This is a genomic window from Trichocoleus sp. DQ-A1 (assembly GCF_039961955.1).
Taxonomy (GTDB): Bacteria; Cyanobacteriota; Cyanobacteriia; order Cyanobacteriales; family FACHB-T130; genus FACHB-T130.
On the sequence record NZ_JAMPKE010000006.1, the window covers coordinates 206361 to 221903 of the forward strand.

At 47.3% G+C, this 15543-nt stretch carries 17 protein-coding genes; 8 read left to right on the forward strand and 9 right to left on the reverse strand.

Annotated elements, in window-relative coordinates:
* Positions 1-5: 5 nt before the first annotated feature.
* Positions 6-1193, reverse strand: coding sequence for a PAS domain S-box protein (locus NDI33_RS08930; RefSeq protein WP_199292331.1), 1188 nt, complete (start codon positions 1191-1193; stop codon positions 6-8).
* A 1225-nt stretch (positions 1194-2418) separates the two neighbouring features.
* Between NDI33_RS08930 and NDI33_RS08935 the strand changes: the two genes are divergently transcribed.
* The 5 genes from NDI33_RS08935 (at position 2419) to NDI33_RS08955 (ending at position 5216) form a co-directional block, all read left to right on the forward strand.
* Positions 2419-2649, forward strand: coding sequence for a hypothetical protein (locus tag NDI33_RS08935; RefSeq protein WP_190414075.1), 231 nt, complete (start codon positions 2419-2421; stop codon positions 2647-2649).
* 183 nt (positions 2650-2832) lie between these two features.
* Positions 2833-3090: a hypothetical protein gene (locus NDI33_RS08940; RefSeq protein WP_190414073.1), complete on the forward strand. Its 258-nt coding sequence runs from the start codon at positions 2833-2835 to the stop codon at positions 3088-3090.
* A gap of 352 nt (positions 3091-3442) precedes the next feature.
* Positions 3443-3700: a DUF1816 domain-containing protein gene (locus tag NDI33_RS08945; protein ID WP_190414070.1), complete on the forward strand. Its 258-nt coding sequence runs from the start codon at positions 3443-3445 to the stop codon at positions 3698-3700.
* A 438-nt stretch (positions 3701-4138) separates the two neighbouring features.
* Positions 4139-4357 carry a hypothetical protein gene (locus tag NDI33_RS08950; protein WP_190414068.1) on the forward strand — a complete coding sequence of 73 codons (219 nt, stop codon included), beginning with the start codon at positions 4139-4141 and terminating at the stop codon, positions 4355-4357.
* A 187-nt stretch (positions 4358-4544) separates the two neighbouring features.
* Positions 4545-5216, forward strand: a complete 672-nt coding sequence (locus NDI33_RS08955; RefSeq protein ID WP_190414066.1) for an alternative oxidase — start codon at positions 4545-4547, stop codon at positions 5214-5216.
* Between the two features lie 27 nt (positions 5217-5243).
* Here NDI33_RS08955 and NDI33_RS08960 read toward each other — a convergent pair whose 3' ends face one another.
* Positions 5244-6245 carry a DNA polymerase III subunit delta' gene (locus NDI33_RS08960; RefSeq protein ID WP_190673765.1) on the reverse strand — a complete coding sequence of 334 codons (1002 nt, stop codon included), beginning with the start codon at positions 6243-6245 and terminating at the stop codon, positions 5244-5246.
* Between the two features lie 145 nt (positions 6246-6390).
* A complete protein-coding gene (gene tmk, locus NDI33_RS08965) occupies positions 6391-7047 on the reverse strand; it encodes a dTMP kinase (RefSeq protein ID WP_190414168.1) in 657 nt (218 codons plus the stop codon).
* Between the two features lie 67 nt (positions 7048-7114).
* Here tmk and NDI33_RS08970 point away from each other — a divergent pair, with 67 nt between their 5' ends.
* Positions 7115-7282 (forward strand): hypothetical protein, encoded by a 168-nt coding sequence (locus NDI33_RS08970; RefSeq protein WP_190414062.1) that lies wholly within the window; start codon positions 7115-7117, stop codon positions 7280-7282.
* Positions 7283-7341: 59 nt separating this feature from the next.
* On the forward strand, positions 7342-7689 hold the full coding sequence (locus NDI33_RS08975) for a hypothetical protein (RefSeq protein ID WP_190414060.1): 348 nt from the start codon (positions 7342-7344) through the stop codon (positions 7687-7689).
* 48 nt (positions 7690-7737) lie between these two features.
* On the opposite strand, the gene NDI33_RS08980 is transcribed toward NDI33_RS08975, so the two are convergent.
* The 6 genes from NDI33_RS08980 to NDI33_RS09005 form a co-directional block, all read right to left on the reverse strand.
* A complete protein-coding gene (locus tag NDI33_RS08980) occupies positions 7738-8160 on the reverse strand; it encodes an FHA domain-containing protein (protein ID WP_190414059.1) in 423 nt (140 codons plus the stop codon).
* A gap of 70 nt (positions 8161-8230) precedes the next feature.
* Entirely contained in the window at positions 8231-8425 is a 195-nt protein-coding gene (locus NDI33_RS08985) for a hypothetical protein (RefSeq protein ID WP_190414057.1), read from the reverse strand.
* Positions 8426-8539: 114 nt separating this feature from the next.
* Positions 8540-10996, reverse strand: a complete 2457-nt coding sequence (locus tag NDI33_RS08990; RefSeq protein WP_190673767.1) for a heavy metal translocating P-type ATPase — start codon at positions 10994-10996, stop codon at positions 8540-8542.
* Between the two features lie 473 nt (positions 10997-11469).
* Complete coding sequence (locus NDI33_RS08995; protein ID WP_199292049.1) at positions 11470-11946, reverse strand: DUF2752 domain-containing protein; 477 nt, start codon at positions 11944-11946, stop codon at positions 11470-11472.
* Positions 11947-11994: 48 nt separating this feature from the next.
* Entirely contained in the window at positions 11995-12258 is a 264-nt protein-coding gene (locus tag NDI33_RS09000) for a TM2 domain-containing protein (RefSeq protein ID WP_190414164.1), read from the reverse strand.
* 113 nt (positions 12259-12371) lie between these two features.
* On the reverse strand, positions 12372-13916 hold the full coding sequence (locus tag NDI33_RS09005) for a CPBP family glutamic-type intramembrane protease (protein WP_190673770.1): 1545 nt from the start codon (positions 13914-13916) through the stop codon (positions 12372-12374).
* A 252-nt stretch (positions 13917-14168) separates the two neighbouring features.
* On the opposite strand from NDI33_RS09005, the gene NDI33_RS09010 reads away from it, so the two are divergent.
* Complete coding sequence (locus tag NDI33_RS09010) at positions 14169-15512, forward strand: histidine phosphatase family protein (RefSeq protein WP_190673812.1); 1344 nt, start codon at positions 14169-14171, stop codon at positions 15510-15512.
* The last annotated feature ends 31 nt before the right edge of the window (positions 15513-15543 follow it).

The window sequence follows — 15543 nt, forward strand, 5'->3', positions numbered from 1 at the left end:
TTACTCTAGAAGCTTCCCTCTTTGAGGATAATGTGGTATTTGGAGTCAAAGGAAATCTTTCCTTCTTGCTGTAACTTCCCTAACAAACGGGTAATTGTCACTCTGGTGACGCAGCAGGCATTGGCAAGGTCTTGATGGGTGAGACGAACGCTCAAACGAGTTCCCTGCGGCACAGGTTCGCCAACTTCCTGTTTCAGCAGCAACAATAGATTCTGCAAGCGGTCTTGCAATCGTCGCTGACCAGAAATCGCCAAAAGCGATTCTGTCTGCCGCAACCGCAAATTAATTTTCGGTAAAATAGTCTGGGCAAGATGAGGGGAGGCTGTTATCTCTGAGAGGGAAATGTTAACTATCTGCACGTCCGAGACGGCAGTTGCTTGATAGGTTGACAGGGCGGTTAAACAAGAGCCAAAAGGCATCGAAGGACCGACTAACCCTACCAGCACCTCTTCACAATTGTCACTCATCGTACTCAGCTTCACCAAACCCCGACACACTAACCACAGGTTTTGAGGGTCGAGGGGAATGATTTCTCCTTTGGAGTAAGCCTGTACAGGGCGATCTTGCTTGAGGTCGTAGTTATTTTTTTCTAGCGCCTTCTCTACCCGCTTGCGCTCAGTGATATCGCGAATCAGCCAACGCAATGTGACGGCTTTGCCTTCCCCATTATTATGAGTAGTGGCGACTGTTATCCCCGCGTCAAAAATCTCACCTTTACGGGGCTGTAGGCGTACTGTCCACTCATATACTCGTTGCTGCTCATGCAGCCGAGTCAGTTCGTTACGAAAGATTCGACGTTCTTCTTGAGGAATGAAGATGACAAACGGTTTGCCCACTAAAAACTCTGGCGACACGTTGAGCAGTTTAGCAGCAGCGCGGTTGGCTTCTCGGATTGTCCCTTCTGCATCCGTCACCAGGTAGCCTTGCGGTGCTAACTCGAACAGATCCTGGTAGCGGTGGCGTTCGGCTTCCAACGCCTGTCGTGCGGCTACAAGTTCCTCATTCTGCTGGCGTAGTTCCTCTAGCGCCACTTGTAGCGTTTCCGAGGCGATGCCCAACTCCTTGAAGGCGACTGGCAGTAGCTCTGGCTCTTTAGGCGGAGCGATGGTTGCCCCTTTGTACAGCTCAGCTAATCGCCAGTTAATTTGCTGAATTTGTTGGGCAAATAAGTTCACATTTATTTCATTTTTCATAGTTTTACCTTCACTAAGGGCATGATTGAGAACTTCTTACCCTCTATCAAGTTCACTGCTTTTTTCCTTTTAACATTCCTTTCTCTAATTGCGCCCTTCCAAAAGAGGCAATCCTTGCTCCCCCTATTTATCTATTTATTAAATGAATAAATTAAATATGCAAATAGCGGCAAAAAGTAAATTTTATTTAACTAATGTATATTCAAGCTTATTTTTTGAGATTATGGAAATAATTAGGGTTTTCTAACTAAATATTTAGCGATTGGAAAATCTTTGATGTACAACACCCTGTAGTGCGGAACCGAGCGCAATGTGAGTAAAGCACAAGGGAGATTCTATCACTCTCTGCATACGCTTTGCGATCGCTTCACAAAGTTGCTTTGCACTAAGCACCGCTTCGTTAACGAACGCAATCAAGAGTTCAGTTACGCGGGGTATGAAAAGACAAGTTTTGAAAGAACCTAATTAAAATTGCTTGTGATTTTTAATACAATTATTTACTGAGTTTACATCAATCTATTTCTTCAGATAGATGCAGGCGAAGAGGACAAAAGTTAAGCCTTAGATAATCGTTATCCTGCCGCAAGAAGCTGCAACGGGATATACTGACAGACAACACCAAGCCCCTAGAAAGCAACTGATAGGGGCTTTTTGTATTCAGAATTGCAAATAGATTTAATGTTCGCTGATTCCTCTAGTGTAAGCGAAAAGTCAGGTTGAATGAGAATAATTTCGTTTATTTATTAGCGATACAATTTTAGCTAAACAGTTAAAAACTCTGCTAGAAATACTGAAACCGTTATGTATGCGATCGAGTAGCAGCGTCTTCTGGAAGTTCTCTAAGCGGTAATCTGTCGCAAACACAAATAAAAACCTCCTGAGAAACTGCAATAGAAGGTTTTTTTGGATGCGCGATCGCCTAATAATTTCCCAGTCGGTTCATTCTATCTTAGAAGTGCAAGGCAATTCTCGCGATCGCCGTTTAAAACTGTTATATTTTATAAAACAGATGTCTCAAAGCTGTAGCTCTTACGCTTGTTTTGACAACTTTACTGTTCTATCCACGATAGCGCTATCTTTCCTAAACATAGGTTTTGTGCTTCCAATCACAGGTAAATTTAACATTCAACCCAGCCCTGTGGTAGAAGTTTGGTAAAACAGTAACGGGTAAAGTTCCAAAGGTGCATTCTTACGGAGTTGGGCAAACTGCCCTAGCAGTTTTTGTATGCAAAAACAAGAAGTTTCCCTATCTGTGTCATCGCCCCATTGCGTTTTGAAAAACTTCCAGGCTTCCTCATCATTAGCCACAGAGGAAGATACCAATCAACGCCAGCGATTAACCTTCCCCCACCCAGATTACAGTTCGCTTTGTGTTTGGCAGCTTCCCACCTTACCTCGCCACTATCGCGTTCGCCAAATATCAGTATTTCCTAGACTGCTAAAACTAGGGATATAAATAACAGTAGACTTTATAAAGCTAAAACATTAAAGAATGTTGTAAAAATCAAGATGTTTTGTGAATGATGGGAATAAGTAATGGTTTTTGATTACCTATTTATAAATAATTGAACGGAGGCAATTAATCTTTAATTAGCCTACCTGTTAATTAACTATAAAATTAGTTATAGAGGGTTGTACTATGCCAGAGAATATCAATAAATTAAGCTTTCTCAACCCCCAGAGTCGTTATTGGGGTCGTTTCACTCCGGAGGAGCTAGCTTTTAATGCGAATTTACAGGAATTTGCACAAAAAATTTCTTATATATCTGCGTTGCAAACCGGAGGTAAGATTTCTTCCGAACAGGCATACAAGGATATTAAGTCTCTGTGGAAGCAGTTAAAGACAAGTAAAAAAGAACTAGGCGTGGGAGCAAATATCCCAAAAACAGAAAGCTAGTGATGGTCAACAGTTACGCTGCTAATGTCAGGGTTTATTGATTATTCAGCAATATCTTGAACTTTAAGGTTGTATTGCATACACTTGTGCCAAGTTGCATCCGTTAAACTAGAATTCAAGAACAAATTTTGTGTTTGATATTCTTTGAGGTTTTCTAAAAGATATAAAATATCAATTTGGCGATCGCATCTGAGTACAGTAACGCAGTTGTATGAAAGCAGAATCGTACAACTATGAGCCGACTGCCAGGTTATCCTATCGAGCTGGGCAGAACTGTCATTCAGTTCAAACGAGAATTTCAATGCCTCTGTCTAGTTTGTCTAATCCCTAATTCTCTTAGTTATCACTTCCTATGGCACTGCTCAAAACAATCAAAGAGGTCTTGACAGGATTTGCACAAGGTCTCCGAATGTCTTGGTGGGTGGAAATTGCCACTACTGAGCCTCGCTGTATCTACTATTTTGGTCCCTTTCACAACTCCGCTGAAGCAGCAACTGCGTGCCCTGGCTATATTGAAGATATCCAAAGTGAAAAAGCTGGCGGGATCGAAGTCACCATCAAACGCTGCAAGCCAAGCGTGTTGACGATGTGCGAGGAAGAAGTCAACTAAGAAAACTGTCCGAAATCTACCATTCAGTGGTTGGTATATAAGATCACCAAGAGATTTAACGTAATGCCCACTCCTCCGGTAGAAGTTCAGGGAAGGGGTAGGGATTAACTTGGTTAATAAGGACAACAAATGAATGGCAATCTCCCTCTGGGAGTTTCTACACGGTACTACACGGTCAGGGAAACAGCGATTATCCTCCGGAAACGCTAAGTCGGATGGCGAACTGACAAGTCAGCGCTAGGCTAACGCCTTGCTTCGCTAACGCTATCGCGCTTTTGTTAACCCTTCCTTGTCGAACCCTCTGCTTAGTAAACTCCCAGCTTCCCTTTTAAGGGAATGTTTGTAAATTACACTTGGTGGCGCTATTGCCTGAGCTTTTGTAACTTAGCGTCCCTATTAGTTTATATTTATAAACACTATTGAGGAGACAAAAAGATTATGACTCAACCTCAGTTCCATGATGAATTGACCCTTTCGGAAACAGCAGAACAATTTGGAAAAAAAGCTCTAAAATTAGGTCTTATCCCTAGTTTTGTCGTCCGCTACTTTCCAGATAGCAGCCAATTCTATATTCCTAACGAAACCGAATCTGAACCGCTCACCCCAGAAGAGGCATATCTGCGTCTGAAAAAATTAGTGGAACAATCTGGTCAATAAGTGTTGTCCGCACAGTAGATGTCCGGCAGTCTCAGTAGGTGAGTATTAGGTAGGTATAAAAATTCAATATCAGCTAACCCCCTGCACTACATCAATCGGGTTACTTGGTTTGTCAATTATTTTACATTTATTTATACTTAATCCATGAGTTTATAATTATTAGTCGTTTTAAAAGCAGACTAGGAGAATGATTCGTTTACTCGTTAGTTTCTTAGAATTTATTTTAAAAACTTTTTACCAAGAGCGATGGTATGCAAGATTTTATGTCTTGGAAACGATCGCTCGCGTTCCTTGTTTTGCTTATTTATCGGTTCTTCATCTCTATGAAAGTCTCGGCGCGTGGCCTTATGCTGATTGGATCAAGGTTCACTTTGCTGAGTCCTGGAATGAGTTGCATCATCTCCGCATCATCGAAGCATTGGGTGGGGGGAAATCGTGGAGCGATCGCATGATTGCTCGGATTGGCGTCCTGGCTTACTACTGGATTCTAGTCTTTGTATACATGATTGCTCCCAGATCGGCTTACTACTTTAATCAGTTAGTCGAAGAAGGTGCTTACCACACCTACGATAAATTTCTAACAGAGCATGAGGCTGAACTCAAAACTCAGCCAGCTCCACAGATAGCAATTGATTACTACCACGAGGGCGATCTTTACATGTTTGATGATTTTCAAATCTCTCATACACCAAGGGAGCGTCGCCCAAAAATTGAGAATCTTTACGATGTGTTCGTTGCCATCCGCAATGACGAAAAAGAACACATCACAACCATGATTGCCTGCCAGCAACCAGACGCAAAAGAAAAAATTAAAAGCCCCCATTCCCCTGAATTTAAGCCCTCATCTGAAGAGAGTTAAGGCAATTTTTTCCTCTCAAATGGTGGCTTAAATCATTTCTAATAGCGTTACTTCCCAGACAAGTCGCGGTTGAGCATAACTCAGGAGAGATTGGCGGGCTTTTTCGAGTTGCTGGAGGGGCAATTTATGAATTACACCGTTCAAGAATTGCTGCCAGTAAGTGTGCTGTAGATAATCAACTAACCACAGTTGGGCTTCTGTATCGAGAGTTTTATCAATCCGTTTGGCGAGTTCAAGGGCGTCACGAAACGATTTTGGCAGATGGATAACGTCCTGAAGTAAGTCTTGGGGAATCGTTTGGAGTTGCTCCCAGGAAGCGATCGCATTTCCCGGACTGCCTTGCGCGATCGCTAACACCGTCGGATGCTCCAAAATCTCTTCGTGACCCGTCTTCCGCAACACCTGCTCCATTGCCGCCGAGTCTAAACCATAGAAAGGAATGTGCTGACAGCGCGATACCAGCGTTGGTAACAACGACGACGGCGTTGGTGCGATTAAAACCAGCGTTGCCCGTCCCGGTTCTTCCAGGGTTTTGAGTAAGGCATTTGCAGCCGCTTCTGCCATCGTTTCTGCTTGTTCCAGCACAACCAGCGATCGCGGTGCCTCCAGCGCCGAACGTCCCAGAAATTGGGTAATTTCCCGAATTTGCTCCAGCCGGATTTGCGGCGGAGCCTTGCGCTTGACACCCGCTTCGGCGGCTTCGGCGGCAGATAATCGTTGACCCTGATGCAGATAGGTCGGTTGCACCCAAAATAAGTCTGGATGATTGCCCTGCCGCAAGCGGTTTTTGATAGACGCAATACTCCCCTTGCTTCCTTCCTTAATCACAGGAGATTCGGGGGCGTCTGGCTCAGTTGCGGGTACATTAGCACAGAACAAAAGGTCTACAAAGCACCGAGCCGCCATGCTGCGTCCGACGCCTTCGGGACCCGCAAATAGATAGGCAGGAGCAATCCGATTTTGAGCCACTGCCTGAGTTAGTAACTCAACCGCTCGGTTTTGTCCGACAAGTTCCGCAAAAAAGTTCATTTAACCGCAAAAAAAGGCAAAACTAAAAAAATTTGCAAGCAGTACCATTTACCCTGGAGACGCGATATATGGCGTCTGGAACCAACCCTCAAAAATTGTATTGATAGTTTAATCGCCACTGCCAGGGAATTATAGATTTTTAATTTTATAGAGACCATTGCCGAAACCGTTGAGTCAAAATCGCCTGAATTTGCCCTTGGACTTCTGCCTCAGTGCCACTGCCATCCACCCGCACAATCCGCTGGGGATGGACTGCTGCTAAGGCTCTAAACCCCTGCTGTACCCGTTGGTGGAACGCCAATTCTGCTTGCTCCATTCGGTCGGCTGCTCCCCTGGCTTTAGCGCGTGCTAGACCTATTTCAACGTCAACATCTAGCCACAGGGTGAGGTCGCTTTCCAGTCCGTCTGTCGCCATTTGGCATATCTTCTCGATTAAAGATAGGCTAAGACCCCGACCATAACCTTGATAGGCGATAGTTGAATCGGTGTAACGATCGCACAAAATAATTCCTCCTGCCGCCAGGGTTGGTTTTAGCACTTCTTCAACGTGCTGCGAGCGGTCTGCTGCATACAACAATAGTTCTGTCCGGTCTTGAATGGGGTGATTCAGAGTCCCTTCGAGCAACAAGCGGCGCAAAGCTTTACCCAATTCTGTACCCCCTGGCTCTCTGGTGATCGCCACCTGCGAGAAAATCGGAGATTCTGCCTTCATCCTTTCCAGAAGCCAATCGCGCGATCGCTGCATCTGAGTTGTTTTACCGCTTCCTTCCACTCCCTCAAACACAATCAGCTTGCCCTGCATTCCCCAACCCTTATCATCACAGCCTCTTTTTTCTTGCTCAAGATCGGGATGTTGCTCACCAGCACCGATGAATCCACAACCCACTCATCCTTCATTCTTCCAAAGTATCAGTCAACCCCACCCCGTGCTTTTGGTAACTTCCCTACTTAGTTCTTCCGGAGGAGCGACTGGTATGCTGGAAGCTGATAAAGGCTGGGTGATGGCTCTAGCCTTAGAAGCAAGCATTCCTTTCTGACCCGAAACGAAGGTTCGGTATGATAAGAGGGTCGAGGGATATGACGTCGGGGATTTTTTATGGCTCGTTATACTTGTTCATTTATCGTTGCAGTTCCCCTTGAGCGTCTCCAGCAGGTGCTCATAGAAGTTTTGGAGTCCTGTAATTTCGATATTATCTACAACACTGGAGACTACTTGATGGCTCGCGAGATACCGGGTCACGTCTCTTTTGCCAAGCTGGTGACGGTGGAAGTGCTCATCGATAAATCGACCGCTACCGACCGAGAAGTGCGGATGAATTTTGTAGTGAAAAACGAAGAGTTGCCCCTGCAAGTGGACAACCACTGCCACCAGATGTTCTATCAGGTGCATCAGGCGATCGCGGAAAATCGCCATTGGCAACTAGTTGAAAGCGTCGCCGGATAGACAAGCTTCCCCCTGGGAAGTTCTCAGGCGAGATTTTCATGGAGAAAATTAAGGTTCTTCCCCATCGCCAACCATATTGGGACTAATCAGGGTAATGTCCCACTCATCTGGAGGTCCCGTGGGAATGGATTCTCGCTTCAGGTGGAAGTAGCGTGCCCGCACTTGCGGCCCAAACACAATCTCATCTTCATCTTCGAGATCGTGAGCTTGGAGTTTTCGACCATTGATCAACAGACCATTGGCGCTGGGCTTGCCTTTGTCGCCATCGACAATTCGATAATAGTAAGAGCCATCCGCACGCAATTTTTGCACTAAAGTTGCGTGCCGACGCGATACAAATTGGGAGTACAACCGGATATCGCACTTCTGGTCTCTGCCAATGCAATATTCCGGCTTTTCTAAGGGAAACTCCTTACGTCCCTGATCATCTTCAATAATCAATATATGGTTCAGATGCAGTTTTACAGCCATTGAAAAATTATTTAAGAGAGGGCGGTTGGTTTGTGAAAAACAGTTACTTAGACTAACAGTGGCACCATTCTCAACCGGCGGGATAAGCGCCTGTGCCTGCACCCTGAATATCAACACTCGACCGAGCATTATCTTGAGGAAAACAAGAGGCGCTTTGGCGGAGGTTGGCAGGACTCCAGCGTAACACCCCCACCTTCCCTGAAGCCAGTGTCGTCACCTTGGAGCAGGCTTGATGTGTTTGGAGGGTTATAATCTCCTCTATCATATTGTGGCACACCGAGTTAGCGGTCAATTGTTCGTTGGCAGTTATCGAAAAGCAGGTTTAATTTAAGATTTTTGTAACAAACCAATCCGACTGATTAAACGCGCTTGGACTCAATCAGTTATCGGTAGAGAGAGATTTACGGAGCAAAAGCGAGTTAGTGACGACGCTGACAGAACTAAAAGCCATTAATGCTCCGGCAGCAGATGGGCTGAGAACAAGCCCGAAAGTGGGTAGCAGCACACCCGCAGCAACTGGCAAGGAGATAGTGTTGTAGGCAAACGCCCAAAATAGATTTTGGCGGATTTTGTTGAAAGTCGCACGGGAAAGCTGGATTGACTTGACAACATCCAGAAGGCGATCGCGCATCAGAACAATTTGAGCAGTTTCAATGGCGACATCGGTTCCCCCTTGGAGGGAAATGCCAACATCTGCTTGTGCCAAAGCGGGGGCATCGTTGATGCCATCACCAACCATTGCGACGTGCTGACCCTGAGCTTGTAGCTGGGCAATCGCGGCTGCTTTGGCGTCTGGACGGACATCTGCTAAGACATCCGAGTCTGGATTAAGTTCCAACTGAGACGCGATCGCCCTTGCCGCTTCTAGTCGATCTCCAGTCAGCAGCATCACCCGTAATCCCATCTGCCGCAAGCGAGACACCGTTGCTTTCGCATCTCCTCGGAGGGTATCGGTGACGCCAATCAACCCCGCTAATTGACCGTCAGCGGCGACATAAACCACCGTTTTCCCCGCAGATGCCAGTTGTTGAGCCTGGTTTTGTTCGGAATCGCTGAGGGAAATTCCTTGCTGAGTCAACCAGTCTGCATTCCCCAGTAAAACCCGCACGCCTTCAACCAAAGCCGATACCCCTAGTCCCGGTTCCGTATAAAACTCTTGGGCAAGGGGGATGGTTAACTCTTGGCGGTGCGCTTCTTCCCCGATTGCCTCTGCCAGGGGGTGGGTGGTGCCACTTTCTGCCGCCGCCGCCAGTTGCAGGAGCATTTCTGGGAGGAAGTTCCCCACCGGCAAGTAATCAGTAACGACGGGATGACCCGTGGTAAGAGTGCCTGTCTTATCAAATACCACGATATCCAGGTGGTGTACCCGTTCCAGCACGTCGCCGCCTTTGATCAACAGCCCTCTTTCTGCCCCCAGACCCGTTCCCACCAAAATTGCCGTGGGGGTCGCTAAGCCTAAAGCACAGGGGCAAGCGATGACAGAGACAGAAATTGCAAGCTTTAAACTAAGTAACAAAGCTGAGTGCTGTAGAGGTGGGGGTTCCCTGTCTATGCCGCTGGCATGGTGCATGACTGAGTGCATCGCTGAGTGGCTCTCTATCCCTACTGCGCTCAACATCGTGACATCAGGCCAAAGTTGAGAGCCGATGAAGTACCAAAATAAAAACGTGAAGGTTGCTGCTGCCAGAACGCCGTAGGTGAAGTACCCCGCCACCGTATCCGCCAATAGCTGCACGGGAGCTTTTCGGATTTGGGCTTCTTCGACCAGGGCGACAATTTGTGCCAGAGTCGTATCCTTGCCGGTGCGAGTTGCCTTGATCGCGATCGCTCCCGACTGATTCAGCGTCCCAGCTGCCACCGAGTCTCCCGCTTGCTTCATGACCGGAACTGGCTCGCCAGTCAGCATTGACTCATTCACCGTTGTCTGACCCGCTACCACTTCTGCATCGACCGGGATCTGCTCTCCCGGCAAAACCCGCAACCATTCACCTACGCGGACTTGCTCAACGGGGATTTCAATGCCCCCGAAGTCGCTCCCCTTGGCACTTCCTGTGGGCGTAGAGCCAGCAGCCGTAGGATTGGCAATTAAACGAGCAACTTTCGGCTGGAGCGCCAACAATGCCTGAAAGGCTGCGGCGGCACGACCTCTTGCCCGTTGCTCCAAGGTGCGCCCAAGCAGGATAAAGCCTAACAGCATGACCGGCTCATCAAAAAAACATTCCCAACCCAGCTGAGGGAATAGCAACGCCACGCAGCTAGCCGTGTAAGCTGTAAGCGTTCCTAGCGCCACCAGGGTGTTCATATTGGGAGCATTTCGCCGCAAGCCCCGCCACCCATCGACTAATATCTGGCGTCCGGGAAAGAGTAACGCTGCTGTTGCTAATCCCCAGTGAAACCAAATGTTGGTCAGGGGTGAAAAATAAGCGGGAAAAGAGATGAAGTGTTGATTGAGATGACCAATTCCGGACAGCAAAATCAGAACGCCCGCAATGAATAATTGCCTCAACTGCTGGCGATTTTCCAAGGCGTGCCGTTCTGCTGGACTCAGAGTCTCTTTTGCTTTTTCGCCTGCGTTGGTGGCGAGACGAGGCTGGGTCGGAAATCCAGCTTCTGTCACCTGTTCGGCTAACGCAACTGGGTCAATCGCACCCGCTTCGCACTCTACGACAGCGACTTCTGTCACCAGATTAACGCGGGCAGAAACGACGCCTGGATGCTGGGTTAGCTGTTTTTCTACCGCTTTCACGCAGCCTGCACATTTCATGCCTGTGACATCCAAGGCGATCGTCTCTACGGGCGATGCAGGGGTAGCGGCTACGGTTTGGGGGGATTGCATAGAGAATCTTGGGACTTTCCACGACACCTCAACGCCAGACTGTTCTAGCGTCTCTATTTTGAGGTTAGGCGAAAGTCCGGGCGATCGCGCAAAAATTCTTAATCTTTTATAAGTTAGTTACCCGCGAACGGTCAACGGCTACTCCAGCGAAGATACATCACGTAGACCAGTGCTAGAGCCTGCATTGGCATGAGCGCGGCATAGCCCCTAAAGAAGAAGTTAATCTCTAAGCTAGACATTACACTGAAATATCCCATACCTAACAAAGCTAGGAACATGGGTAAAATCAGTTTTTTGGGTTTGCGTATTAGCATATTAAGTCAGGAGAAAGATTTACAGAAGAACTTAATTTAAACATGAATAAAATATCGCTCTATCTGTTAAATTTATCGTTGCAAAAACGACAAAATACAAACAAGCAATCGCAAATAATTTGACCTAAAAACAAAACTTTTTATACAAGCATGAATTCCTCAAAAAAATAGCTGACCTAAGGGTGAATGAACCAAGGCAAGATATAGTTCTCCAGACTTTGATAAATAATACAAGCGCAACGCATGGTAGCTTAAAATTAGAAGTAGGCTCAGCACCTGTAGCTTTCGGGTCCTAAGCATTTGAACATACAAGACGGCGATTTTACGTCCCGCGATTAGTTCAAGTGTAATATGAACTGTTGCAATCAAAAAGGCAGCGAATAAAACCGGGCCGAACAGGTGTTCTGCTAAGGCGCAACTCCAATCTCCTCGCACAATTGCCATAAAAGACCGAGTCATGCCACACGTAGGACAAGGAATCCCCGTAAAGTGCCGAATTGGGCAAACTAGGAACGTTACTTTATATCCTTGGTTATAAAAGTAGGTTCCCACTAGAGGTGCTGAACATATTCCTAATATCAACCAGCGAATCCGTCGAGCATTGCTAGACAGATTAGAGCGAGATAATTTAGACATGGCTCAAGTTAAGCTAGCGTCTACCCAAGCGCTCTCGCAGGGGTCGATCTAAAACCAACCTTTCTTGCTAACAAGGTAAGTGCTGACGAATTCTTCGTCAGATTTTGTCAAATAAGTTATTCCCTCGATCAAACCAATAATGCCCATAATTGGCGAACCGATTCCACAGGTAAGCAGGCTAACCAGCAACATGATGATGCCTTCTGTGTTATAGCCAAGAACAAACTTATGGATACCTAAAGCCCCGATAAGAATCCCGCAGACTCCAGCGGCGATTTTTTTGCTGGCATCAGTAGAGTTTCCATCCCTCATTTGTGTGAACCCTTGAAAAATTTGCTTTCCGCTTTTAGTGTTCCCAGTTGGGTAACGCATCTATCACAAGACGGAAAGCATTGATTCTTCTTAACAATGAGCGCCAGGAAACATCACGCAGATCCACTACCCAAGAGGAAGAGACTTAGCAAAGTGCCGCCATTCCAGAGAGAGTGGAGGAGCATTGGTGCAAGGAGGTTGCGCGATCGCGTATACACCACTCCCAAAACCATCCCCAAAGTCGCCAGGGGCAAGATTTCTGAGAGATTCAGGTGAACAATCGCAAAGAACAAACTACTGAGCGCGATCGCTCCCCAAACGGGCATATAACGGGTGAGGGACGGCAACAGAAAACCGCGAAACAAGAACTCCTCAAACAATGGTGCTGCCACCGCCGCCGTCAAGAAAAAGATCGCCAGCGCCACACTATCTTGCCCCTCTAGAGCAATCGGTAAAATCGGATTGCTGCCCCCTTGTCCCTGCCACAGCTTTTGGTTAATCAGCGACACCACAATCACTAGAGGCAGCGCGACTAAATATCCGCCCAATCCCCAAAGAATCCAGTTTCCCCGCCAATTGAATCGAAACCAACCTTCTGGCAACGGTAAAAAAGAGCGGATAGATAAATACAGAACCAGCAGACACTCAAACGCCAATGTTGCGTAACTCACCAGAACAAAAGCAGCTTGTGTCCGAATATCAAAGCTGGCTCGGTTTAGGGGCAGTAAGCTAAAAAAGAGCGGCAGTAGAAATTGACCGATAAAGAAAAAGCCTACGACGAACACCTGCCAAATAATTTCGGCATTCCAAGGCGTTGTCCAAGGGAGATCGCCATTTTGAGCGAGGATGGCTTCTTTTCCCTTAATTAGCACTCCTGCTAGCAGAAAAATCAGCAATCCTAATCCCACCAATACTCCCACTAGCGGGATTGCTCCAACAATCGCTAATTTGACAATTGCAGCTTCAGCGCGTTCCTGTTCTCGTGCCTGGAGTGCCGCCAGCTCTTCCTGACGTTCCTGTACTTGGTAGAGTTTAGTCAAAGCGCGATCGCGGAACCAGCCGTCTAAATGCTCTTGAATTTGCGGCTGGGCATCCAACATCAGACTGGGTGGCTCGCTCCAAAGTCCCACCAAAATCGCCGCTGGCTTAGTCTGTAACTCGCTCGCCGCTTCCTGTTTAGACCGATTAATTAATTCCGTCCAAGTTTTAATCGCCGCGTCTGTTTGTTCTTGTTGAGCTTGTAAAATTCCCAACCGCAAGTCAAGCTCAGCAATCAGCTGTTTTACCTTCTTGATTGACGCCTGCAATTGCTGCGGTGATTTAGCCGCATCTGGATTCGCATCGGCTTCCAATTTCAGCTTTTCGAGCCGCCCTTGCAGCTTTTCCAGAGTGGCTCGATCCTCCGAACGCGCCTCCTCATACTGCTTTTGGGCAGTTTTTAATGGATCTTCACCTAAAAGAGCGTTCCGGGCGTTTGTTAAATTGGCATCACCAGCTTTGTCGCCCTGCCACTCACTCGCTTGGAGTAACAAATTCGTTTGGTACAGTTCCAGGCGACCTTGAATCTGAGGCTGATTCCAGCTATCCAGTAATGAGTGGGTAATCAGAAACAAAGCCAAAATTGTCAGCAATCCCAAAAGCAACCGCTTAATTGTCATGAAAACTCCTGTAGGCTCTTAGTGTCACGGCACCTATGAGGAATATCTTAGATGCGTGTCCGGGACAGGTTAAAATTCTCCTGAACCTTTTTGCTCTTGATGATGGGCGTGGATTTCTCGCCTAGAGCATTAGGGGAACTTTACCTTACCAAACTGAGGCAGAGCCGACCTAATTCTTCTCTAGCTAAGCCAGCGAACAAGAATATGTAGGCTGCTGTCTTTGCAGTGCTAGTTTCCACGGAGGATATAACCCTGAATACTCGAGTCATTCTCGTGCGTCATGGTCAGAGCAGCTATAACAGTGAGCGTAGAATTCAGGGCCGCTGTGATGAATCAATTTTGACGGAAAAAGGTCGCGCGACTGCCCGTCAACTTGGCGCTACTCTGAGTAACTTGAAAATTGATGCGATTTACAGTAGCCCCCTGCAACGGGCGAAAGCAACCGCAGAGATCGTTCAATCCAGTTTGGCGACGCCTGCCCCCTTAACAGCGTCCGATAACTTGATGGAAATTGATTTACCCCTTTGGCAGAAAATGCTTTCCGTGGAAGTGCAGGAGAAATTTCCTGAAGATTACCAATGTTGGCATGAGCGTCCCCAGGAATTTCGGATGAGCGTCCCGACGCCAGAGGGATTAAAAGAACACTTCCCAGTCTTAGCCATCTACGAGCAAGCGCGGCAATTCTGGCAGGAAACTTTATCCCGCCATGCGGGAGAGACGATTCTCATTGTGGGGCATAACGGCATCAACCGGGCTTTGCTCAGTACGGCAATTGGAATATCGCCACAGCGCTACCATTCGATTCAACAGTCGAATTGCGGCATCAGCGTGCTAAATTTTGCCGCTGGTTGGGGCAAACCGGCGCAATTAGAGTCGATGAATCTCACTGCCCATGTGGGAGAAGTGCTGCCAAAGCCGCGTCCGGGTCATCGCGGACTCCGTTTGTTGCTGGTACGCCACGGGGAAACCGACTGGAATCGCCAGAAACGCTTTCAAGGGCAAATCGATGTTCCGCTCAACGATAACGGTCGAGAACAAGCCCGGAAGGCAGCAGAATTTCTCAAAGATGTGCCGATTGACTTTGCCGTAACTAGCCCGATGCTGCGTCCCAAGGAAACAGCCGAGATTATTCTGAAATATCACCCCAACGTCCAGATTGAACTACAGGCACCTTTGGCAGAAATTGGTCACGGGCTGTGGGAAGGGAAATTTGAAGAAGAAATTGAGCTGTCCTATCCAGGAATGCTGCAACAGTGGCGAGAGTTTCCGGAGACGGTGCAGATGCCAGAAGGAGAAAACTTGCAACAAGTTTGGGATAGAGCGATCGCAGCTTGGCAAGACATGGTCGCGTCTTATTCTGGAGATCGACCGAAAACAGGTTTGGTGGTCGCTCACGACGCCACGAACAAAGTCTTACTCTGCTACCTTTTGGGTTTAAATCCAGAAAATTTCTGGAGCATTAAGCAGGGGAACGGGGCAGTGACGGTTATCGACTATCTTCAAGGGCCAGAAAGTACGCCGGTGTTGCAAGCGATGAATGTCACAACTCACTTAGGTGGGGGCGTTCTCGATCAAACGGCTGCCGGTGCATTGTAGAGTGATGAGTTATGAATTTTGAGTTTTGAAT